Genomic DNA, 20,511 nt, shown 5'->3' with positions numbered 1-20,511 from the left:
TGCCTTATCAAGGATTGATAATGACCCTCTACTGCGTGAAACCGGCATTTCAGGCGCTGTTGCGTCCGCTAATGTTCTGCCTGGCGAAGAAACAGATCACCGCTAATCAGGTTACCCTGGCCGCGATGGTTCTATCATTTCTCACCGGCGGCCTGTTGCTGCTGTTCCCCAATCCCGAACTGTTCTGGCTCCTGCCGGTCGTGCTGTTTATCCGTATGGCGCTAAATGCGCTGGACGGCATGCTGGCCCGGGAATGTCATCAGAAGACCCGGCTCGGCGCGCTGTTGAATGAGTTCGGCGATGTCTTATCTGATATCGCGCTCTATCTTCCCTTTATATTATTGCCTGGCAGCTGCCCGCAGCTGGTGCTGTCGATGTTATTTTTCACCGTTTTCAGCGAATTCGCCGGGGTTCTGGCACAGGCGATTAACGGCGTGCGCAGCTATGCGGGCCCCATGGGTAAGAGCGATCGCGCGTTGGTGTTCGGAGCCTTGGGACTGGCGCTGAGCGGCTGGCCGGAGTTGATCGCGTGGAGCAATGTCGCGTGGGGGATTGTCACGCTGCTATTGATCTGGACCATCATCAACCGCTGTCGTAGCGTGCTACCGGGGAACCACCCATGATGCTGCTGGAAAAATCGCTGGTCGCGGTCTTCGCCGTGCTGCTGCTGGCGACGCTGATTAACGGCCTGCTGGTCTGGTGCAAACCAAATAAAGACTGGCGCGAGCTAACGTTACGCATCCGCACCTGGTGGGTGATTGTCGTTCTCTTCTCTCTGGCGCTCATCAGCCCGCGCTGGCTGGCGTTAACTTTCTTTGCGCTGGTAAGCGCGCTGGCGTTAAAGGAGTTTCTGACGCTGGTGCCTGCGCGCGATGCCGACCGGATGCCCGTACTGTGGATGTTTATCGCTATCCCCATTAACTACGGGCTAATCGGCATCGACTGGTATGGGCTGTTCATTATTTTTATTCCGGTTTATGCCTTTCTCTTTTTGCCTGCCCGGATGGTGCTGGTGGGCGAGACTCAGGGCTTCTTACACAGTGCGGCTCAGCTGCACTGGGGATTGATGTCCACCGTTTTTGCCGTGAGCCATGTTGCTTTTTTGCTAATACTTCCCGCCGACGGCCTGCAAACAGGCGCGCTGCTGGTGCTGTTCCTTGTTGGGCTCACCGAATTTAACGATGTCGCGCAGTATCTGTGGGGCAAATCCCTGGGGCGCATCAAGGTGACGCCAACAGTGAGCCCGAATAAGACGCTGGCTGGGTTGTTGGGCGGGGTCGGCTCCACGATGCTGGCTGCGCTGCTGTTGGGGCCGCTAATGACGCCGCTCGGCTGGGGGATGTCGCTGTTGGCGGGGGTAATTATAGGCGTCACCGGTTTTTGTGGTGATGTGGTGATGTCGGCCGTGAAGCGCGATATCGGGGTGAAAGATAGCGGCACGCTGCTGCCGGGCCATGGCGGCATTCTTGACCGACTTGATTCACTGATTTTTACCGCACCGGTGTTTTTCCACTTTATTCGCTATTTCTGCTACTAACGCTACGGCGTGTACAAGGATAAAAATCTCATGGTTGAGACTCGCATTGCGCAAGAACACCATTTTGTCACCAGCGACAACACGTCGCTGTTTTATCGCTACTGGCCGGCCCTTGCTGCGGGAGCGCCGCGCAAAGTGATTGTGCTGTTCCATCGGGGGCACGAGCACTCCGGGCGTTTGCAACATATCGTCGATGAGTTAGCCATGCCTGAGGCCGATTTTTATGCATGGGACGCACGCGGGCATGGTCGCTCTCCGGGAGAGCGCGGGTTCAGTCCCTCGCTGGCGCGCTCGGTGTGCGATGTCGATGAATTTGTTCGCTATGCGGCGGCGAATTCTCAGGCTGACATGCTGGACGTTACCGTGATCGCGCAAAGCGTTGGCGCGGTGCTGGCCGCCGCCTGGGCCCATGATTATGCGCCGAATATTCGCGGCCTGGTGCTGGCCTCACCCGCATTTAAGGTCAAGCTCTACGTCCCGTTTGCGCGTGCGGGTCTGGGATTAATGTATAAACTGCGCGGCCTGTTTTTTGTTAATTCCTATGTAAAAGGAAAATACCTGACACACGACCCGCAGCGCGTGGCGAGTTTTAATCAGGATCCGCTAATCGCGCGGGCGATTGCGGTCAATATCTTGCTCGATCTCTACCGCACGGCGGAGCGGCTGGTAAGCGATGCGGCGGCAATCACCTTACCGACGCTGATGCTGGTTTCCGGCGCGGATTATGTGGTTCACCGTAAGCCGCAGCGTGATTTTTACCAGCGTTTGCGTCACCCGCTGAAAGAAATGCATGTGCTGCCCGGTTTTTATCACGATACCTTGGGCGAGCGCGACCGCGCGCTGGCGTTCGACAAAATACGCGCGTTTCTTGACGTGCTGTACGCGCAGCTGCCGCAGCCTTTCGATTACTCTCAGGAAGATCGCTGGAGTCCGGGGGCGGATAGCTGGCGGCAATTGAATGGCGGCCCGGAGCCTTACTCCTGTGACGATTTAGCTTACCGAGGGCTACGCTATGCCATGAAGATGTTGGGGACTCAATCCGCGGGCGTGCGTCTGGGTTTTACAACCGGTTTTGACTCTGGCAGCACCCTCGATTACGTCTACCGTAACCAGCCGCAGGGCAGCAGCTGGCTGGGGCGACACATCGATAAAAACTACCTGAATAGCGTTGGCTGGCGCGGTATTCGTCAGCGTAAGGTCCATCTCCAGCAGTTGATTCAGCAAGCAGTTGCGCAGCTCACAGCACAAGGGGTGCCGGTGCGGGTGGTGGATATCGCCGCCGGACATGGGCGCTACGTGCTTGATGCGTTGGAGGCAGAAACGACGGTGAGTGAAATTTTGCTGCGTGATTACAGCGAGCTGAACGTTGAGAAAGGTCAGCAGATGATCGCGGAACGCGGTATGTCAGCCCGCGCGCGCTTTGAGCAGGGCGATGCTTTTAACCGCGCGGAGCTGGCGGCGCTGGAGCCTAAACCGACGCTCGGTATTGTCTCCGGGCTGTACGAACTGTTCCCGGAAAATGCGCCGGTGCGTGAATCTCTAGAAGGCCTTGGGCAGGCTATCCCGCCTGGTGGGGTGCTGATTTACACTGGCCAGCCGTGGCACCCGCAGTTAAAAACTATCGCCTGGTCGCTGACCAACCACAAAGATGGCAAAGCGTGGGTGATGCGGGTGCGTACCCAGGGCGAAATGGATGCACTGGTGCGCGAAGCGGGCTTTGAGAAATGTACGCAGCTGATTGACGAGTGGGGGATTTTCACCGTTTCTATGGCGGTGCGCCGTGATGACTGAACGTCGTAAGGTTATGCTGCAGGCGGTTGGCTGGCTATTGCTGCTGGCACCGTTTTTCTTCTTCACCTATGGCAAGCTGAACCTATTTACCGCCTTTCGCGATGCTCAGCATCATAACGTTGGCAGCATCGTGTTTAGTTGGGAGTCGGCGATCCCCTTTATTCCGTGGAGCATTATTCCTTACTGGAGTCTGGATCTGTTTTACGGGCTGTCGCTGTTTGCCTGCGCGACGCGTTTTGAGCAGCGGCGGCTGGTGCACCGCCTGGTGTTAGCTTCGGTTATTGCCTGCGCCGGATTTGCACTTTTCCCCTTGCAGTTTAGCTTTACGCGCCCGCCGGTTTCCGGCGCGGCGGGCTGGTTGTTCAGCCAGCTTGAGCAGTTTGACTTACCGTATAACCAGTCGCCATCGCTGCATATTATTCTCTGCTGGCTGCTGTGGCGTCATTTCAACCGTCACCTTTCCGGCGGTTGGCGCAGGCTATGTAGTGGTTGGTTTTTACTGATTGCGGTTTCGGTACTAACTACCTGGCAGCATCATTTTATCGATATTGTGACCGGGCTTGCTGTGGGGATGTTGATCGACTGGATGGTGCCTTATCAAAGCCGCTGGCGTTGGCAGCAGCCGGATATAGCCCACTTCAGGCTGCTGCGGTATTACGTGCTGGGGGCAGCCTTTTGCATGGTCGTCGGGGCGCTGCTGGGACCGTGGTCTTTTTGGCCACTATTGGTGCTGGTCTGGCCGGTGGTGGCGCTGCTGATTGCCGGACGCGGCTATGGCGGGTTTGGCGTGGCGACCATGGGCAAAGATGAAAAGGGGCGACTGCCGCCAGCTGTGTACTGGTTGACGCTCCCGTGGCGCGCTGGTATGTGGTTGTCGATGCGTTGGTTCACTCGACGTCTGCCGCCGGTGAGCTCCATCGCTGCAGGCGTTTACCTCGGCAGCTATCCGCGTCGCCCGCCTGAACAACATGCGGTGCTGGATCTGACCTGCGAATTTCCGCGTAGCCGCGCCACGTTATCGCGCGCCTATTATTGCGTACCGATGCTGGATCTGGTGCCGCCGGAGGAAGCCGAGCTGCGGCGGGCGGTGGCGATGCTGGAAACGCTGCGCGAGGAGCAGGGTTCGGTGCTGGTTCACTGCGCGTTGGGATTGTCGCGCAGTGCGATGGTGGTGGCAGCATGGCTCCTGTGCTACGGCCATTCGGCAACGGTAGAGCAGGCGGTTTCCTCTCTGCGCCGAAGTCGCCCGCAGGTGGTGCTAACGAATGAACATCTGGAGAGGCTACGGCAATGGCAACAGAAAGTGACGATGTAACAAATGAGGCGGATCTTCAGCATCGTTTGCTTCAGCATACGTTGGCCAGCTGGCGCTATTTGCTGCTGTTTGCCACTCCGCCATTGCTATGGGCGATGTTTATCGCGCCATCGGGCGTGATGCGCGCCGTCATCGTGTTGCTATGCGGGATCGTCTTTTTTGGCTGCTGGCGAATCTGGCTGGATGCGCGCTATTTCACGCTCATCACACAAGAGAATAACGACCATGCCGGAGAGGCGATGGCTTTTATCTGGCAGCGCGCAGGGCTGCGCGAACTGACGTTTACCGGGCGTCAGCAGGGCGCACTCAAACAGCTTCACCGAACGCTGATGGCTGTCGCTGCAACGTGGGCGATGTGGTTAATGGCATTAGTGGTTTGATATAAAAATTTGGTTGGGAATGGATCCCGGAGGCGGCGCGTTGCGCTGGTTTTGTAGCCCGGACAGGTGCGCAGCACCGCCTCCGGGGAAACGGCAAACCGCAACGTAGATGATGTTGATACTGGCATTAATGGCGTGAATGGTTAAGTATGTTTGCAGGCTATTCTTTACATTCACCCCAATACAGGCTGTACGACCAATGCCTGAAGAGAGAAGACGCTATGGCTGAAAAACTGTCCGCTCAGTGCCACTGCGGCGCGGTGGCATTTACCGTTGAACTCAGCGATGGGTTCAACACCATTCGGCGCTGCAACTGTTCATATTGCCGGATGCGCGGCGCGGTGGCGGTCTCTGCTCCGCTTGCAGGAATCGATATATTACGTGGACGTGAGAAGCTCACGGAGTATCGCTTTAATACTGGCGAAGCCGTGCACTTCTTTTGCTCGGTGTGCGGGATCTACACTTTTCATCAGCGGCGTTCGAATCCGCAGCAGTATGGTGTGAATGTGGCATGCATTGAAGGGGTGTCGCCTTTCGATTTTCCTTGCGTAGAGGTGAGCAATGGGATCAATCATCCAAAGGATGGTGGCGGCGGCGTGGCAGGGTATTTACGCTACGAGAAAAAGTAAAATACGCCTCCCGTCGTAAAGCGGGAGGCGTTCAGCCTTATGCAGCAACAACGCTGTCGATGGCGGCTTTAGCGTCAGACTGCGCTTTGGAAGCCACTTCCGGACCGTAAGCAATACCTTCAGCGAACACGAAGTTCACGTCGGTGATGCCGATAAAGCCCAGGAAGGTAGACAGGTACGGCGTTACCAGGTCAGTCGGGGTATCTTTATGGATGCCGCCGCGGCTGGTCACAACAACGGCGCGTTTACCAGTGACCAGACCTTCCGGACCTTTCTCGGTGTAACGGAAGGTCACGCCAGCGCGTGCCACCAGGTCAAAGTAGTTCTTCAACTGAGTTGGGATGTTGAAGTTGTACATCGGCGCGGCGATAACAATCACATCGTTAGCCTGCAGTTCAGCGATCAGCTCATCAGAAAGCGCGAGGGCTTCCTGCTGACGCGGAGTCAGCGGTGCATCGCTCGGACGCAGAGCACCAACCAGTTCGCCATCCAGTACCGGAATCGGATTTGCGGCCAGGTCGCGCACGGTGATAACGTCTTCAGCGTGTTTTTCACGCCATTGTTCAACAAAATAGTCGGACAGCTGACCAGATTGCGAGTACCCTGCCAGAATACTGGATTTCAGAACTAATACCTTGCTCATGGGTGTTTCCTTTTAATGTGATTGACGGGCTGATGCCCTGGTGCTTGTTGACACTGTATTCACAATCATGCCACAGAGAAAGCGCAATAAATCGAACTCTGTGTTCAGTTTTTTTGAACAAGGCACAAAATGTGCGGATGTGGTACTCTAACGCGATACTTCAAAAGAGATTTTTCCCGGCAGTGCGCTGCCCGATAACGCTATGACAGAACAACAAAAAATCACCTTCTCACAGCTCCTGCAACGGCTTGATGGCCTGATGTTGCGCGATAAACCGCGCTTCGCCCGTCGCCTGCACGGCGTGAAGAAGGTTAAAAATCCTGAAGCTCAACAGGCCATTCTTCAGGAGATGGCGCAAGAGATTGAACAGGCGGCAGGGAGAGTCCTGCTGCGCGAAGCCGCCCGACCTGATATCACCTATCCGGAAAACCTGCCGGTCAGCCAGAAAAAACAAGAGATTCTCGAAGCCGTACGCGACCACCAGGTGGTGATTGTGGCGGGGGAGACCGGTTCCGGTAAAACCACTCAGTTGCCGAAAATCTGTATGGAGCTGGGGCGTGGAATCAAAGGTTTAATCGGCCATACTCAGCCGCGTCGTCTGGCGGCGCGAACCGTTGCCAACCGTATTGCCGAAGAGCTGCAAACGGAACCGGGCGGCTGTATCGGCTATAAAGTCCGCTTCAGCGACCACGTTAGCGACAACACGATGGTCAAGCTGATGACCGACGGTATCCTGCTGGCGGAAATCCAGCAGGATCGGCTGCTGATGCAGTACGACACCATCATCATCGATGAAGCGCATGAGCGCAGCCTGAATATCGACTTCCTGCTCGGCTACCTGCGTGAGCTGCTGCCGCGTCGTCCGGATCTGAAAATCATCATCACTTCGGCGACCATCGACCCGGAACGCTTTTCGCGCCACTTTAATAACGCGCCGATTATCGAAGTATCCGGGCGAACTTATCCGGTGGAAGTGCGCTATCGTCCGATTGTCGAAGATGCGGACGACACCGAGCGCGATCAGCTACAGGCGATTTTCGACGCCGTTGATGAGCTGGGGCGTGAAAGTGCCGGTGATATTCTGATATTTATGAGCGGCGAGCGTGAAATTCGCGATACCGCCGATGCGCTCAATAAGCTGAACCTGCGTCATACGGAAGTGCTGCCGCTGTATGCCAGGTTGTCGAATAGCGAACAGAACCGTGTGTTCCAGGCTCATAGCGGGCGGCGGATCGTGCTGGCGACCAACGTCGCAGAAACCTCGCTGACCGTACCGGGCATCAAGTATGTTATCGACCCGGGTACCGCGCGTATCAGCCGCTACAGTTTCCGTACCAAAGTGCAGCGTTTGCCGATCGAACCGGTCTCACAGGCTTCGGCTAACCAGCGTAAAGGCCGCTGTGGTCGCGTATCGGAAGGGATCTGTATTCGTCTCTATTCCGAAGACGACTTTCTGTCGCGCCCGGAGTTTACCGACCCGGAAATTCTGCGTACCAACCTGGCGTCCGTTATCCTGCAAATGACCGCGCTCGGGCTGGGCGATATCGCCGCGTTTCCGTTTGTCGAAGCGCCGGATAAACGCAATATCCAGGACGGCGTACGCCTGCTGGAAGAGCTGGGGGCGATTACCACCGACGAGCAGCAGACTGCGTATAAGCTGACGGCAATGGGTCGCCAGCTCAGCCAGTTACCGGTCGATCCGCGTCTGGCGCGGATGGTGCTGGAAGCGCAAAAACACGGCTGCGTGCGCGAGGCGATGATTATTACCTCAGCGCTCTCCATTCAGGACCCGCGCGAGCGGCCGATGGACAAGCAGCAGGCATCCGATGAGAAACACCGTCGTTTCCACGACAAAGAGTCCGACTTCCTGGCGTTCGTCAACCTGTGGAATTACCTCGGCGAACAGCAGAAAGCGCTGTCGTCGAACCAGTTCCGCCGACAGTGTCGGGTCGATTTCCTCAACTACCTGCGCGTGCGCGAGTGGCAGGATATCTACACGCAACTGCGTCAGGTGGTCAAAGAACTGGGCCTGCCGGTCAATAGCGAACCCGCTGAGTATCGGGAAATTCACGTTGCGCTGCTGACCGGTTTGCTGTCGCATATCGGCATGAAAGACGCCGATAAGCAGGAGTTTACCGGCGCGCGTAATGCGCGTTTCTCCATCTTCCCCGGTTCAGGACTGTTTAAGAAACCGCCGAAGTGGACGATGGTTGCTGAACTGGTGGAAACCAGCCGTCTGTGGGGGCGCATTGCCGCGCGTATTGACCCGGAATGGGTTGAGCCGGTGGCGCAGCATCTGATTAAACGCTCGTACAGCGAACCGCACTGGGAGCGGGCGCAGGGCGCGGTGATGGCGACTGAAAAGGTTACCGTTTACGGTCTGCCGATTGTTGCCGCGCGTAAGGTGAATTACAGCCAGATTGACCCGGCGCTGTGCCGCGAGTTGTTTATCCGCCACGCGCTGGTGGAAGGCGACTGGCAGACCCGCCACGCCTTCTTCCGCGATAACCTGAAGCTGCGTAACGAAATTGAAGAGCTGGAGCATAAATCGCGCCGCCGCGACATTCTCGTCGATGACGAAACGATGTTTGAGTTCTACGACCAGCGCATCAGCCATGACGTTGTCTCCGCGCGCCACTTTGATAAGTGGTGGAAGCTGGCGAGTCGCGAGACGCCGGATCTGCTCAACTTTGAGAAGAGCATGCTGATTAAAGAGGGGGCGGAGCAGGTCAGCAAGCTGGACTATCCGAACTTCTGGCATCAGGGCAACCTGAAGCTGCGTCTCACCTATCAGTTTGAACCGGGTGCCGACGCCGACGGCGTGACGGTGCATATTCCGCTGCCGCTGCTCAACCAGGTCGAAGAGGCCGGATTTGAATGGCAGATCCCTGGACTGCGCCGGGAGCTAATTATCGCGCTGATTAAATCACTGCCGAAGCCGGTACGCCGCAACTTCGTGCCTGCGCCCAATTACGCGGAAGCATTTTTGGGCCGCGCGACGCCGCTGGAGCTGCCGTTGCTGGATTCCCTGGAGCGAGAACTGCGGCGGATGACCGGCGTGACTATCGACCGCGAATCCTGGCAGTGGGAGCAGGTGCCCGATCACCTGAAAATCACCTTCAGGGTGGTGGATGATAAAAACAAGAAGCTGCGGGAGGGGCGCTCGCTGCAGGATCTGAAAGATGCGCTGAAGGGCAAAGTGCAGGAGACGCTGTCCGCAGTCGCTGATGACGGTATCGAGCAGAGCGGGCTGCATATCTGGAGCTTTGGCCGGCTTCCTGAGAGTTATGAGCAGAAGCGTGGTAACTACAAAGTGAAAGCGTGGCCTGCGCTGGTGGACGAACGCGACAGCGTGGCGATCAAGCTGTTTGATAATCCGCTGGAGCAGCAGCAGGCGATGTGGCGCGGTTTGCGCCGTTTACTGTTGCTGAATATTCCGTCGCCGATTAAGTATCTGCACGAGAAGCTACCGAATAAAGCTAAGTTGGGGCTCTACTTCAATCCGTATGGCAAGGTGCTGGATCTGATTGATGACTGTATTTCTTGTGGCGTCGATAAGCTGATCGATGAAGCGGGGGGGCCGGTGTGGACGGAAGAGGGCTTTGCCGCGCTGCATGAAAAAGTGCGTGCTGAGCTGAACGAGACGGTGGTGGAAATCGCCAAACAGGTCGAGCAGATTCTGACGGCGGTATTTAACGTCAACAAGCGTCTGAAAGGCCGCGTGGATATGACCATGGCGCTGGGGCTGTCGGATATCAAATCGCAGATGAGCGGGCTGGTTTATCGCGGTTTCGTTACCGGCAATGGTTTCCGCCGTCTGGGCGACACGCTGCGCTATCTGCAGGCGATTGAAAAACGTCTGGAGAAAATGGCTATCGATCCGCATCGCGATCGCGTGCAGATGTTGAAGGTCGAAAGCGTACAGCAGGCGTGGCAGCAGTGGCTAAATAAGCTGCCGCCTAACCGTCGCCAGGATGACGACGTGCAGGAAGTCCGCTGGATGATCGAGGAGCTACGCGTCAGCCTGTTCGCTCAGCAGCTTGGCACGCCGTACCCGATTTCCGACAAGCGGGTGCTGCAGGCGATGGACGCCATCGTGGCCTGATGTTGTGATAATGGCGTTTTCATTCTCTTTTCGGGGAGTGAAAACGCCATGCCGACCTGATACGCAAATCTATTTTCTGAATTAACTAATAATAGCCGGCATGATCCGAATTGTGGCTTAGCGCCGCAATCCGGATTTTCAGATTAATTAATGGTTCACCCAGGCCAGCGTAAAACCATCCCAGCCTTTGCTGCCTACCGTTTGCAGCGCCGTGACCGTCAGGCGCGGATCGCTGCCCATCATCTCGATAAACGCTCTGACGCCCTGAACGCGATCGTCCGTGCTGTCCGGGTTAGTCACTTCGCCATCGCGCACTACGTTATCGCCAACAATCAACGTCCCCGGACGGGAGTAATGCAGAGCCCAGCGCAGATAATTTGGGTTATTGGGCTTATCCGCATCGATAAAAATCAGATCGAACGGCGGGCGTTCGCCCAGCTTTTCGAGGGTTGCCAGCGCCGGGCCTTCCAACACCTGAACCTTGTCATCGATGCCTGCCAGACGGAGGTTTTCCCGCGCCACGGCGGCATGATGTGCGTCGGCCTCCAGGGTGAGTAGCTCGCCATCAGCAGGTAGCTCGCGTGCCATCCAGATAGTGCTATAGCCGCCGAGGGTGCCGATTTCCAGCACCCGTTTTGCACACGTCATCCGTATCAGCAGAGCGAGAAACTGCCCCTGATTGGCGGCGACGTCGATAGCCGGGAGCCCGGCACGCTGGTTATTTTCGAGAACCCGCTTCAGTATTGGATCGTTGGGGATTAATGCTTTAACGAGATAATTATCTACTGCCGTCCACTGTTGCTGCATGTCAGACTTCCCGTATTACATCCCTGATGAATCAGACCAGCCACCTCCCAGCGACCGGTACAAATCAATTTGTGCCAGCAGCAGGTTGTTTTTCACCTGTACCACGCTGAGCTGGGTGGAAAACAGCGTGCGCTGGGCGTCCAGCACGTCTAAGTAAGATGAGTAGCCGTTGCGATAGCGGTTCTGGGCGATACGCAGCGTCTCCTTGGCGACGTTCTCCTGCTCTTGTAACTCTGCCAACTGCTCGCCGTAGCGGCCAATCGCATCGAGGCTGTCGTTCACCTCCTTAAACGCACCGCGCACCGTTTTCTCATAGCCGTACAGCGCCTGATTGCGCTGGGCCATCGACACATCCACCTGAGCATTCAGCGCCTGGCGGTTGAGGAGCGGCGCCAGAATACTGCCGCCCAGGCTCCATAAGCGTAGCGGATTATCGAGCAGATCGGGCAGGGTGCGATCCTGCATGCTGCCGGTGGCGGTAAGGTTAATTGACGGCAGCAACTGCGCCTGCGATGACGCCAGCGTGGCGTCGGCGGCCACCAGTTGGCGCTGGGCCTGAACGATATCCGGGCGGCGGTTAAGCAGCGTTGATGGTAGCTGTGCAGGCAGCGTCAGCGGCGTCAACTGGGCGAATTCATTGCGCTTAACGGCTCCCGGGTTAGACCCGATCAGCAGGCTGAGCGCATTTTCCTGCTGGGCGATTTGGTGGCGTAACGGCGGGACTTGCGCCCGCGTAGAGCGCAGTTCCGAATCCGCCTGCATTAGCTCCAGGCGCGAGGTGTAGCCGGTCTCAAACTGGCGTTTTGCCAGATTGAACGCATCTTCCCGCGATTTTAGCGTTTGCTGCGTCACCCGCAGCTGTTCATCCAGGGAGAGCAGGGTGATGTAGCCGACCGCCACCGACGTCGCGACGGTCAGGTTCGCCGCCGCGGCTGCGGCCTTTTGCGCCTCAAGGCTAGCCTCAGCCGCGCTGGCGGCGCTGCGGTTTGCCCCCCAGATATCAACATCGTAACTCGCGGTTAGCGCGCCTTTATACACCGTACTATGGACAGCCAGGCCGGTCGCTGCCGACTGCGAACGAGCGCGGGTGCCGGTTAGTCCGGCGTCAAGAGAGGGAAACAAGCTGCTGTCGGCGGCATAAACCCGCGCCTGATACTCATTCACCCGCTCGCGGGCAATCAGCACGTCGCTGTTGTAGCGCAGCGCCTGATCGACATACAGATTGAGCGTGCTGTCGTGAAGGTTGCGCCACCACACGCCTTCCACCGGGCTGCCTGGACCGACATCCGTGCGCCAGGCAGTGGGGATTTGTAACCCAGGGGCGGCTTGCTGGATGTCGGCAGACTGACAACCAACTAACGCGAGAATGACGGCGAGGGTGAGCGGGCGGATCATTGTTTCTCCTCCCCGCGTGTATCAATGGTGACCTGCACCGACATCCCCGGACGCAGCCGCTGGTGGTTTTTCTGTCCCTCATCCACGGCGATGCGCACTGGAATGCGTTGGGCGATTTTGACAAAGTTACCGGTGGCGTTATCCGGCGAAATGGCGCTGAATTCAACGCCGGTCGCCGGGGAAATACTTTGTACGGTACCGGTGAATTTTTCGCTGTTCAGCGCATCGACGGTGAAAGTCACCCGCTGCCCAACGCGCACTTGCGCCAGCTGGGTTTCTTTTAGATTGGCGATCAGCCAGTGCTGCGGCGGCACCAGCGAGGTCAAATGCGTCCCGGCGGTAACGTATGCGCCCAGCCGGACGGAGATTTGTCCTAGCTGGCCGTCAGTCGGAGCGACTATTCGGGTATTTTGCAGGTCGATCTGCGCCAGCTCCAGCGCCGCTTTGGCACTGGCAACGTCGGCCACCAGTGAATCACGGTTAACGATGGTCGATTGCAGATCCTGACGTGACATCTCAAGCGTTGCCTTCGCCTGCTCAATATCCGCATTGCCCTGCGCGGCGCTGGCGCGAGCAGAATCGCGCTCGCGAATGGAAAGGGAGCCGTCGGCGGTTAGTTCCTGAACGCGTTTTAAATCTGCCTGGGTTTTGAGATTCTGCGCGCGGGCGTTTTGCAGCGCCGCTTCGTTACGCGCGATCACCGCTTCCGCGCTTTTACGCTGTTGCTGGTTATTCTTCAGCGCCGCCTCTTTCATCGCCACCTGAGCTTCCGCCTGGTGAACGCGCTGGTTATAAATGCGATCGTCAATCTGGAACAGCACGTCTCCGGCTTTTACCTGATTGAAATCCTGCACCTTCACCTGAGTGATATAGCCGTTAACCTGCGGGCTGATAAAGGTGGTCTGCCCGCGCACATAGGCGTTATCGGTAAACTGGCTTTGACGGGTAAATGGCGGTAGCTGCCAGGCGTAGAGAATAACCAGTACGCCGACGATACCAATCGCTGCAGCGGTAAAGATGGAGACGACGCGAATATTGTTACGGGTATTGGCCTGCTGTTTGGCCGCATCCTGCTGACTCATAATAACTCCAGAGTAATCATTTTATTTGCTGCCCGTCGCGCGTTTCAGCGCAATACGGGCGGTAATACGCAATCTTATTAAGCGCCAGAAAACCCAGACCAGCGTGGCGGCAGAAATCGCCGCTGTCAGCAGATAAGTGTCATTGTAGGCGAGAATATTGGCCTGTAACGTGGCGGCGTTTTGCAGCAGCGTGGTAGCCTGAACGTTCAGCAGCGTGCTGTCGCCAATCTGGCTTTGGTACATCTGGCTGTATTGCTGTAAACGTTCGGTGATCAGCGGATTGAGCGTGGTGAGCTGGTCGGCAAGCTGGCTGGAGTGAAACTTCTCTCGCCAGGTCTGGAAGGTACCGAGAATGGCGGAACCCAGCAGGCCGCCAATATTCTGGCTCATCCCGAACAGCACCGAGAAGCTCACCAGGTTGCGCTGATCGGCAATCACGCCGCCGATTCCCGCCAGCATCGCCGGGGCGAGGAAGAAGGCGCTGCCAAAACCGAGCAGGAACTGGCTGAACATCAGCTGTTCCGGGCGCGTGAGGATCGTCGACTGACTGTCCAGCAGCGAAGCAACCATAATCAATGCCAGCGCCGTGGCGGTGGGCCAGTAGAGGCGCTGCGGATTAAGCGTCAGGCAGCTGGCGACAATGCCGCAGACGATCCCGGCAAAAATAGACCACGCCAGATTGGTCATCTGCTCATTTTGCAGACCGACGTACTGCAACCAGCCGATCACCCCCGTGTTCTGTTCCGCCAGTACAATACGGATCAGCAGCATAATTAGCCCCAGTCGCAGAATACTGCCGCTGGAAAGCCATTTAGTATTGAGCAGCGGGTTGCTGCGGTTATGTTCAAAGGCGATGGCGGAAACAATCAACACCACTGCGCCCGCCAGCGACCAGCCAATCCACGGCGCTTCAAACCACCAGTCCAGCCGCCCCAGCGACAGCACTGCGCACACCAGCGCCATCCCCGGCGCCAGCAGGCAGAAGGTGATGAAATCTTTCTTCTCGAACACTTTTTTGCGATCGCTCGGCGGCAGCTTCAGCGCCATCACGCAGGCCAGCGACACCAGCGCCAGCCCCAGTTCGAAAAAGTACAGCCCGCGCCACTCATCAATTTGCAGCAGTTCGGTAGAGAAAAGGCGGGCAAGGGGGATCGCCAGCGAGGAGCCAGTGATGCCAATAGTCAGCGCCTTTAGTCGATGTCGGGCAGGCCAGGCCTGAACCTGATAATAAATGCCCAACGAGCTGAGCGCCGCTGCTACCATGCCGTGGGCTGCGCGAACCATCAGGGCTGAACTGAGGTCGTTAACAAACAGGTGGAAGAAGGTCACCAGTACGTAGAGCACAAGAAAGCCTTCGGTAAAGGCGCGCAGGCCGAACTGCTGGCGGAATTTCACCAGCAGTAGGTTGATGGAGACGTTGGTCATTACGTAGACCGCAGGCAGCCAGGCGATCTCTGTCGACCAGGCGGCAAAGGTCCCTTGCAACAGTTGCAGGTTGGCAGTGACCACCGCGTTGCCCAGCGCACCGGTCAGGCATACCAGTAGCCCGACGATTCCGTAGGCAATACGTTTTGGCGTGCTGTGAATTGGCGTTGAAGGTGAGCCGAGAATGGCCGGTTTTTCGTGTGGAGCCCAATCGTGGGGTACATAAGGATTGCTTGTACGGCGAGGCATTATTTTTTCTCAACCTCGCGCAGCAGTTTTTCCAGCACCCGCTGGGTCTGTTGCTGTTCTTCAGGGGTAATGGCGGTGAGGATCTCCTCACGCAAATCATCGGCCACCGTTTTCACCTGTTGATAAATATCAAGGCCTTTGGCGGTGGCGATCAGGAGACGTTTACGCTTATCGCGTTCGGTTTTGACCCGTTCGACCAGACCGAGATCAACCAGCCGGTTAAGGAGCGGCACGAGGGTGGCGCTTTCGACGCCCAGTTCCTGGGCCAGCTCGCTTTGCGACAGCGGCTGTTCGTTGCGCGCAATGGCGGCAACGGCGACCCAACTGGCCTGGCTCATGCCAAGGTTTTTGAGGCGACGGTTGACCGCCAGCCGCCAGTGGTGGGCGGTCAGATACAAAAGATGGGAGAAGTTAAGCTGTCGGTTGTCCATAGGTCAGCCTGTAATATCGTTAGAGCTCTAATGATTTTAAGCCTGGCCAAAACGAGAATTCAAGCTGATTGATAAAAATCGGTTAACGGTATGTGCGTTTATTGTGGGATAAGCATGAGGAAGGAGGAAAGAGAGACAACCAGGCTCGCATTTTCGCCGGATGGCGGCTTGCGCCTTATCCGGCCTACAAATTGCACAATATCATCAGGTTAGTCATTGTTTGTAGGCCCGGTAAGGCGTTAGCCGCCACCGGGCAATGTCAAAGAATGTGTCCTGAATAGCCGAAACTTGGGACTCAAGCCCGGCATAAAACGGGCTGAGAAGGTCAGATTATCCTGGATAGATGCCGCGATCTTTACGCGCCATCAGGATACGCTCACAGGCCACGATATAGGCGGCGGTACGTAAAGAGCACTCTTTTTCAACCGCTTTTTCGTACACGTGAACGATAGCATCGGTCATGATGCGGTCCATTTTGGCGTTGATCTCCTCTTCGCTCCAGAAGAAACTGGCCATATCCTGCACCCATTCGAAGTAGCTCACGGTGACGCCACCGGCGTTACAGATAACGTCCGGTACCACCACGATACCGCGTTCAGCCAGCACATCATCTGCCTCCGGATAGGTCGGGCCGTTAGCGCCTTCCAGCACCAGTTTGCAACTGATGGTTTCTGCACGTTCACGGGTGATCTGACCTTCCAGCGCCGCCGGGATCAGAATATCCGTTTGCGTGGTCCAGAACTCCTCTTTGGCAATTTCACGCGCGCCAGGGAAACCGGCAATCTGTTTGTTCTCGGCCTGCCATGCGGTCAGCGCGGCCATATCAATACCGCCTTCGTTAAACAGCGTTGCGGTGTGGTCCTGAATCACCACGATGCGTGCGCCGACGCCCGCGAACAGACGAGCCGCTTCGCTGCCGACGTTACCAAAACCTTGCAGCGCCACTTTCGCGCCTTCAATTTCGATCCCGCTGCGGCGAGCCACTTCGCGCCCGGTCACGAACACACCGCGCCCGGTAGCTTTTTCACGGCCCAGGGAGCCGCCGAGATGGATCGGCTTGCCGGTCACCACGCCGGTAATGGTCGTGCCATGGTTCATGGAGTAGGTATCCATCATCCAGGCCATCACTTTACCGTTGGTTCCGACGTCCGGTGCCGGAATATCTTTTTGCGGCCCAATAATAATGCCGATTTCGCTGGTATAGCGGCGGGTCAGACGCTCCAGTTCACCTTCGGATAATGAGAACGGGTCGACGCGGATCCCGCCTTTTGCGCCGCCGTAAGGAATATTGACTGCGGCGCACTTGATGGTCATCCAGGCGGAGAGCGCCATGACTTCATTCAGGTCGACATCCGGATGGTAGCGCACGCCGCCTTTACCCGGCCCGCGCGAGAGATTGTGCTGAACGCGATAACCTTCGAAATGGCGGATAGTACCGTCATCCATTTGTACTGGAATATCAACAATCAGCGCGCGTTTTGGGTGGCGAAGGGTTTCAATCCAGTAGGCGAGATCGCCGAGGTAGGGCGCGACGCGGTCGATTTGACGCAGGTAGGTGGTCCATGGAGATGTACTACTTTCAGAAGCGTAAGATAACTTTTCCATAAGAGTCCTGTTTTGCAGTAATAATTATTTTGTTAACCGTGGAAAGAGATAGCGATAAACTCTGTAACGAGAATGTTATCACCAATTTAATGGGACGGTATTTGGCAAAAATGCAGAATATGCTGTTGTCACGGCTGGGTTTGCGTTTTTTATGAATAAAAAAACGAAAAATAACGTTGTCTACGGATGAATATGCATCTTTGTGCATTAAAGCCGTAGTTGTGGCTATTTCTCTCTATTTATTAGAATCTTGACCCTCTTCAAAAAGTGAATAAAACGCTGCGTTTGTGTGTTGACTTTGTTGCTTAAAAAGCATCGGTAATCGGGTCGCACTTTATTACCCAAAGTAAGACGTACGGTCTAATATGGTCGCCGGTAATTTAAGGCTGAGAATGTTAACAGGAGAGAGCATGTCAGAACATTTTCCATCGCTACCGGAGGCGACATTAGACGCGGCAAACCGGCTGGGGGCCTGGCTGGCACAGGATGATTTGCCACAGTATCCGCAAATCGATGTGGTGGTACTGGCGGGCAATGCGGTGATCCCGACCATTGATTTTGCCTGCCAACTGGCGGTACGTCATGCTGTACCGTTGCTGATCAGCGGTGGCATCGGTCACTCCACCTCATTTTTATACGACTCGGTGTTGAGTGATTCTCGCTACCGGACGCTGCCGGTATCGGGGCGCGCCGAGTCGCATATTCTTGCGGATATTGCCCATCAATTCTGGCAGATTCCTGGTGAAAGGATTGTGGTGGAAGACTGCTCCACCAACTGCGGAGAGAACGCGCGCTTTACCCGACAAATGCTCGAAGAGAGAGGGATTGCACATCGCGCGGGCGTGGTGATCCAGGACCCGACGATGCAGCGCAGAACGATGGCGACGTTTGCCCGAGTCTGGCAAGGGGAGGAGATCGCTGCGCCGCAATGGTACAGCACGCCGGGCTGCTCGCCTGTGCTGTGCAATAGTAATAACGGTTTAACCTTTAGTGGTGAGCAAGAGGGTCTGTGGCCGGTTGGGCGCTATCTGGCGCTGATTCTCGGCGAACTGCCGCGACTGGCAGACAATCCGCAGGGATACGGCCCGCTGGGTAAGGGGTTTATCGCCCATGTGGATATTCCGCCGCATATTGTGCAGGCGTGGGAGACGCTGCGCGATGATCGTCTGTTGTCCGATGCGCTGAGTGCGCGAACGCTGGGTTAGGTTCTGTGCAAGTTTCTTTTAGCCAGTGGTTTTAAATGCGGGCTTGCAGCGATGGGGGGCGGGCGAAACGCCCCCCATGCCGTTCACTCGTAGAGGAAATAAATAAGGTGTACAGAACAGAAGTGAACGGAGTATTCCACCTCAACAGCATATCCCTGAAAAAACCGTCAGATCCCCTGGCGACTAAGCACTGAATCGAAAAATTTGCCCGTTTGAGTCAGGATTATCGCAAACGGGCATTGTGTGTTATCGAATTGTGATTTTATCTGCGTCGAACTCATCTATTTTTATGAAATGATTCACAAAAACACGGGTCCAGACTGTCGATTTTTCGGTCATAAGATAATTTTTAACATTAAATTCACTTGTTAAAAACAATAACTCCACAGGAGAAGACCATGACAGCACCCGTTCAACACCCTATGTATATTGACGGCCAGTTTGAATCTGGCCGCGGTGATGCCTGGATTGATGTTATCAACCCGGCGACGGAAGCGCTGCTTTCGCGCATTCCTGACGGGAGCGCGGAGGATGCACAGCGGGCGATTCTGGCGGCTGAGAGGGCGCAGCCGGGCTGGGAAGCCTTGCCAGCCATTGAACGCGCGGGGTGGCTACGCAAAATTGCTGCCGGTATTCGCGAGCGGGCAGATGAAATCGCTGCGCTGATTGTTGCTGAAGGCGGGAAAATCCAGCAACTGGCGGCGGTGGAAGTCTCATTTACCGCTGATTACCTCGACTATATGGCCGAATGGGCACGCCGCTATGAAGGTGAAATCGTGCAGAGCGACCGTCCGGGCGAAAACATACTGGTCTTTAAACGCGCGCTGGGTGTAACGACCGGTATTTTGCCGTGGAACTTCCCGTTCTTTCTGATTGCCCGCAAATTGGCTCCGGCGCTGATTACCGGCAATACCATCGTGATTAAACCGAGCGAATTTACGCCGAATAATGCTATCGCTTTCGCACAAATTGTCCATGATATCGGCCTGCCGAAAGGGGTCTTTAACCTGGTGCTGGGCCGTGGCGAAACTGTGGGTCAGGAACTGGCGGGTAACCCGAAAGTCGCGATGGTCAGCATGACCGGCAGCGTGGTGGCAGGTGAGAAAATCATGGCCGCTGCGGCGAAAAATATCACCAAAGTTTGTCTTGAACTGGGCGGTAAAGCGCCAGCCATCGTGATGGACGACGCAGATCTTGAGCTGGCGGTAAAAGCGGTGGTTGATTCACGCGTAATTAATACCGGGCAGGTGTGTAACTGCGTCGAGCGCGTGTATGTGCAAAAAGGGATTTACGACCGCTTCGTTAACCGACTTGGTGAAGCGATGAAAGCAGTGCAGTTTGGCGACCCGGCATCACGAGACGATATCGCCATGGGGCCGTTGATCAACGCCGCCGCGCTGGAGCGCGTTGAGCAGAAGGTGGCGAAGGCGGTCGTGCAGGGCGCCCGCGTGGTCCTTGGGGGTAAAGCGGTAACTGGCAAAGGCTATTTTTATCCGCCGACGCTGCTGCTGGACGTGCGTCAGGAGATGGACATCGTTCATGAAGAGACGTTTGGCCCGGTACTGCCGGTGGTGGCGTTTGACACGCTTGAAGAGGCGCTGGCAATGGCCAACGATAGCGATTATGGCCTGACCTCATCTATCTATACTCGTGACCTGAATGTCGCTATGAAGGCGATAAAAGGGCTGAAGTTCGGCGAAACCTATATCAACCGTGAAAACTTTGAAGCAATGCAGGGCTTCCATGCCGGATGGCGTAAATCGGGAATTGGCGGCGCAGATGGGCGTCATGGCCTGAATGAGTATCTGCAAACTCAGGTGGTCTATTTGCAAGCCTAACTCAGCGGGTATCCACGCCTCCCGGAGGCGATGCTGCGCATCTGTCCGGGCTTGTATGATGACTCCGTCAGAAA

General features: G+C 56.3%; 16 protein-coding genes. 9 read left to right on the top strand and 7 right to left on the bottom strand.

Annotation, left to right across the window (positions count from 1 at the left end):
• The first annotated feature begins 20 nt into the window (after nucleotides 1-20).
• The 6 genes from QVF11_RS25570 (at nucleotide 21) to QVF11_RS25545 (ending at nucleotide 5,652) form a co-directional block, all read left to right on the top strand.
• Complete coding sequence (locus QVF11_RS25570) at nucleotides 21-623, top strand: CDP-alcohol phosphatidyltransferase family protein (RefSeq protein WP_287860345.1); 603 nt, start codon at nucleotides 21-23, stop codon at nucleotides 621-623.
• Nucleotides 620-1,537: a phosphatidate cytidylyltransferase gene (locus QVF11_RS25565; RefSeq protein WP_287860343.1), complete on the top strand. Its 918-nt coding sequence runs from the start codon at nucleotides 620-622 to the stop codon at nucleotides 1,535-1,537. The genes QVF11_RS25570 and QVF11_RS25565 overlap by 4 nt, the downstream gene beginning before the upstream one ends.
• Nucleotides 1,538-1,567: 30 nt before the next feature.
• The gene (locus QVF11_RS25560; RefSeq protein ID WP_287860341.1) at nucleotides 1,568-3,328 is read left to right on the top strand and encodes a bifunctional alpha/beta hydrolase/class I SAM-dependent methyltransferase; all 1,761 of its coding nucleotides are present in this window, start codon (nucleotides 1,568-1,570) and stop codon (nucleotides 3,326-3,328) included.
• On the top strand, nucleotides 3,318-4,643 hold the full coding sequence (locus QVF11_RS25555; RefSeq protein WP_287860339.1) for a phosphatase PAP2/dual specificity phosphatase family protein: 1,326 nt from the start codon (nucleotides 3,318-3,320) through the stop codon (nucleotides 4,641-4,643). Before QVF11_RS25560 ends, QVF11_RS25555 begins: the two co-directional genes overlap by 11 nt.
• Entirely contained in the window at nucleotides 4,619-5,023 is a 405-nt protein-coding gene (locus QVF11_RS25550) for a hypothetical protein (protein ID WP_142513603.1), read from the top strand. The genes QVF11_RS25555 and QVF11_RS25550 overlap by 25 nt, the downstream gene beginning before the upstream one ends.
• A 221-nt stretch (nucleotides 5,024-5,244) precedes the next feature.
• Nucleotides 5,245-5,652, top strand: a complete 408-nt coding sequence (locus QVF11_RS25545) for a GFA family protein (RefSeq protein ID WP_112215740.1) — start codon at nucleotides 5,245-5,247, stop codon at nucleotides 5,650-5,652.
• 37 nt (nucleotides 5,653-5,689) lie between these two features.
• Here QVF11_RS25545 and azoR read toward each other — a convergent pair whose 3' ends face one another.
• A complete protein-coding gene (gene azoR, locus QVF11_RS25540) occupies nucleotides 5,690-6,295 on the bottom strand; it encodes an FMN-dependent NADH-azoreductase (RefSeq protein ID WP_110274817.1) in 606 nt (201 codons plus the stop codon).
• Between the two features lie 202 nt (nucleotides 6,296-6,497).
• Between azoR and hrpA the strand changes: the two genes are divergently transcribed.
• Nucleotides 6,498-10,400: an ATP-dependent RNA helicase HrpA gene (gene hrpA / locus QVF11_RS25535; RefSeq protein ID WP_287860335.1), complete on the top strand. Its 3,903-nt coding sequence runs from the start codon at nucleotides 6,498-6,500 to the stop codon at nucleotides 10,398-10,400.
• A gap of 147 nt (nucleotides 10,401-10,547) precedes the next feature.
• On the opposite strand, the gene QVF11_RS25530 is transcribed toward hrpA, so the two are convergent.
• From QVF11_RS25530 to QVF11_RS25505, 6 genes are all read right to left on the bottom strand, one after another.
• Nucleotides 10,548-11,207, bottom strand: a complete 660-nt coding sequence (locus tag QVF11_RS25530; protein WP_287860332.1) for an O-methyltransferase — start codon at nucleotides 11,205-11,207, stop codon at nucleotides 10,548-10,550.
• Nucleotides 11,208-11,222: 15 nt separating this feature from the next.
• Nucleotides 11,223-12,602, bottom strand: coding sequence for an efflux transporter outer membrane subunit (locus QVF11_RS25525; RefSeq protein ID WP_287860329.1), 1,380 nt, complete (start codon nucleotides 12,600-12,602; stop codon nucleotides 11,223-11,225).
• Entirely contained in the window at nucleotides 12,599-13,684 is a 1,086-nt protein-coding gene (locus QVF11_RS25520) for an HlyD family secretion protein (protein ID WP_112215745.1), read from the bottom strand. Before QVF11_RS25520 ends, QVF11_RS25525 begins: the two co-directional genes overlap by 4 nt.
• A gap of 21 nt (nucleotides 13,685-13,705) precedes the next feature.
• Complete coding sequence (locus QVF11_RS25515; RefSeq protein ID WP_287860326.1) at nucleotides 13,706-15,358, bottom strand: MFS transporter; 1,653 nt, start codon at nucleotides 15,356-15,358, stop codon at nucleotides 13,706-13,708.
• On the bottom strand, nucleotides 15,358-15,789 hold the full coding sequence (locus QVF11_RS25510) for a MarR family winged helix-turn-helix transcriptional regulator (RefSeq protein WP_112215747.1): 432 nt from the start codon (nucleotides 15,787-15,789) through the stop codon (nucleotides 15,358-15,360). Before QVF11_RS25510 ends, QVF11_RS25515 begins: the two co-directional genes overlap by 1 nt.
• A gap of 330 nt (nucleotides 15,790-16,119) precedes the next feature.
• On the bottom strand, nucleotides 16,120-17,394 hold the full coding sequence (locus tag QVF11_RS25505; protein ID WP_287860322.1) for a Glu/Leu/Phe/Val family dehydrogenase: 1,275 nt from the start codon (nucleotides 17,392-17,394) through the stop codon (nucleotides 16,120-16,122).
• Between the two features lie 410 nt (nucleotides 17,395-17,804).
• Between QVF11_RS25505 and QVF11_RS25500 the strand changes: the two genes are divergently transcribed.
• Together QVF11_RS25500 and aldA are read left to right on the top strand one after the other, a co-directional pair.
• Nucleotides 17,805-18,599, top strand: a complete 795-nt coding sequence (locus QVF11_RS25500) for a YdcF family protein (RefSeq protein WP_287860320.1) — start codon at nucleotides 17,805-17,807, stop codon at nucleotides 18,597-18,599.
• A gap of 398 nt (nucleotides 18,600-18,997) precedes the next feature.
• On the top strand, nucleotides 18,998-20,437 hold the full coding sequence (gene aldA, locus QVF11_RS25495) for an aldehyde dehydrogenase (RefSeq protein WP_112215751.1): 1,440 nt from the start codon (nucleotides 18,998-19,000) through the stop codon (nucleotides 20,435-20,437).
• The last annotated feature ends 74 nt before the right edge of the window (nucleotides 20,438-20,511 follow it).

This window comes from Klebsiella sp., assembly GCF_027492335.1.
In the GTDB taxonomy this organism is placed as follows: Bacteria; Pseudomonadota; Gammaproteobacteria; order Enterobacterales; family Enterobacteriaceae; genus Klebsiella; species Klebsiella huaxiensis.
This window is presented reverse-complemented; position numbering and strand designations above follow the sequence as displayed.

What these genes read in the sequence shown, in the direction of transcription:
- QVF11_RS25570 (WP_287860345.1), top strand. Translation starts at nt 21, where the DNA reads ATGACCCTCTACTGCGTGAAACCGGCATTTCAGGCGCTGTTGCGTCCG.
- QVF11_RS25565 (WP_287860343.1), top strand. Translation starts at nt 620, where the DNA reads ATGATGCTGCTGGAAAAATCGCTGGTCGCGGTCTTCGCCGTGCTGCTG.
- QVF11_RS25560 (WP_287860341.1), top strand. Translation starts at nt 1,568, where the DNA reads ATGGTTGAGACTCGCATTGCGCAAGAACACCATTTTGTCACCAGCGAC.
- QVF11_RS25550 (WP_142513603.1), top strand. Translation starts at nt 4,619, where the DNA reads ATGGCAACAGAAAGTGACGATGTAACAAATGAGGCGGATCTTCAGCAT.
- QVF11_RS25545 (WP_112215740.1), top strand. Translation starts at nt 5,245, where the DNA reads ATGGCTGAAAAACTGTCCGCTCAGTGCCACTGCGGCGCGGTGGCATTT.
- azoR (WP_110274817.1), bottom strand. Translation starts at nt 6,295, where the DNA reads ATGAGCAAGGTATTAGTTCTGAAATCCAGTATTCTGGCAGGGTACTCG.
- hrpA (WP_287860335.1), top strand. Translation starts at nt 6,498, where the DNA reads ATGACAGAACAACAAAAAATCACCTTCTCACAGCTCCTGCAACGGCTT.
- QVF11_RS25530 (WP_287860332.1), bottom strand. Translation starts at nt 11,207, where the DNA reads ATGCAGCAACAGTGGACGGCAGTAGATAATTATCTCGTTAAAGCATTA.
- QVF11_RS25525 (WP_287860329.1), bottom strand. Translation starts at nt 12,602, where the DNA reads ATGATCCGCCCGCTCACCCTCGCCGTCATTCTCGCGTTAGTTGGTTGT.
- QVF11_RS25520 (WP_112215745.1), bottom strand. Translation starts at nt 13,684, where the DNA reads ATGAGTCAGCAGGATGCGGCCAAACAGCAGGCCAATACCCGTAACAAT.
- QVF11_RS25515 (WP_287860326.1), bottom strand. Translation starts at nt 15,358, where the DNA reads ATGCCTCGCCGTACAAGCAATCCTTATGTACCCCACGATTGGGCTCCA.
- QVF11_RS25510 (WP_112215747.1), bottom strand. Translation starts at nt 15,789, where the DNA reads ATGGACAACCGACAGCTTAACTTCTCCCATCTTTTGTATCTGACCGCC.
- QVF11_RS25505 (WP_287860322.1), bottom strand. Translation starts at nt 17,394, where the DNA reads ATGGAAAAGTTATCTTACGCTTCTGAAAGTAGTACATCTCCATGGACC.
- QVF11_RS25500 (WP_287860320.1), top strand. Translation starts at nt 17,805, where the DNA reads ATGTCAGAACATTTTCCATCGCTACCGGAGGCGACATTAGACGCGGCA.
- aldA (WP_112215751.1), top strand. Translation starts at nt 18,998, where the DNA reads ATGACAGCACCCGTTCAACACCCTATGTATATTGACGGCCAGTTTGAA.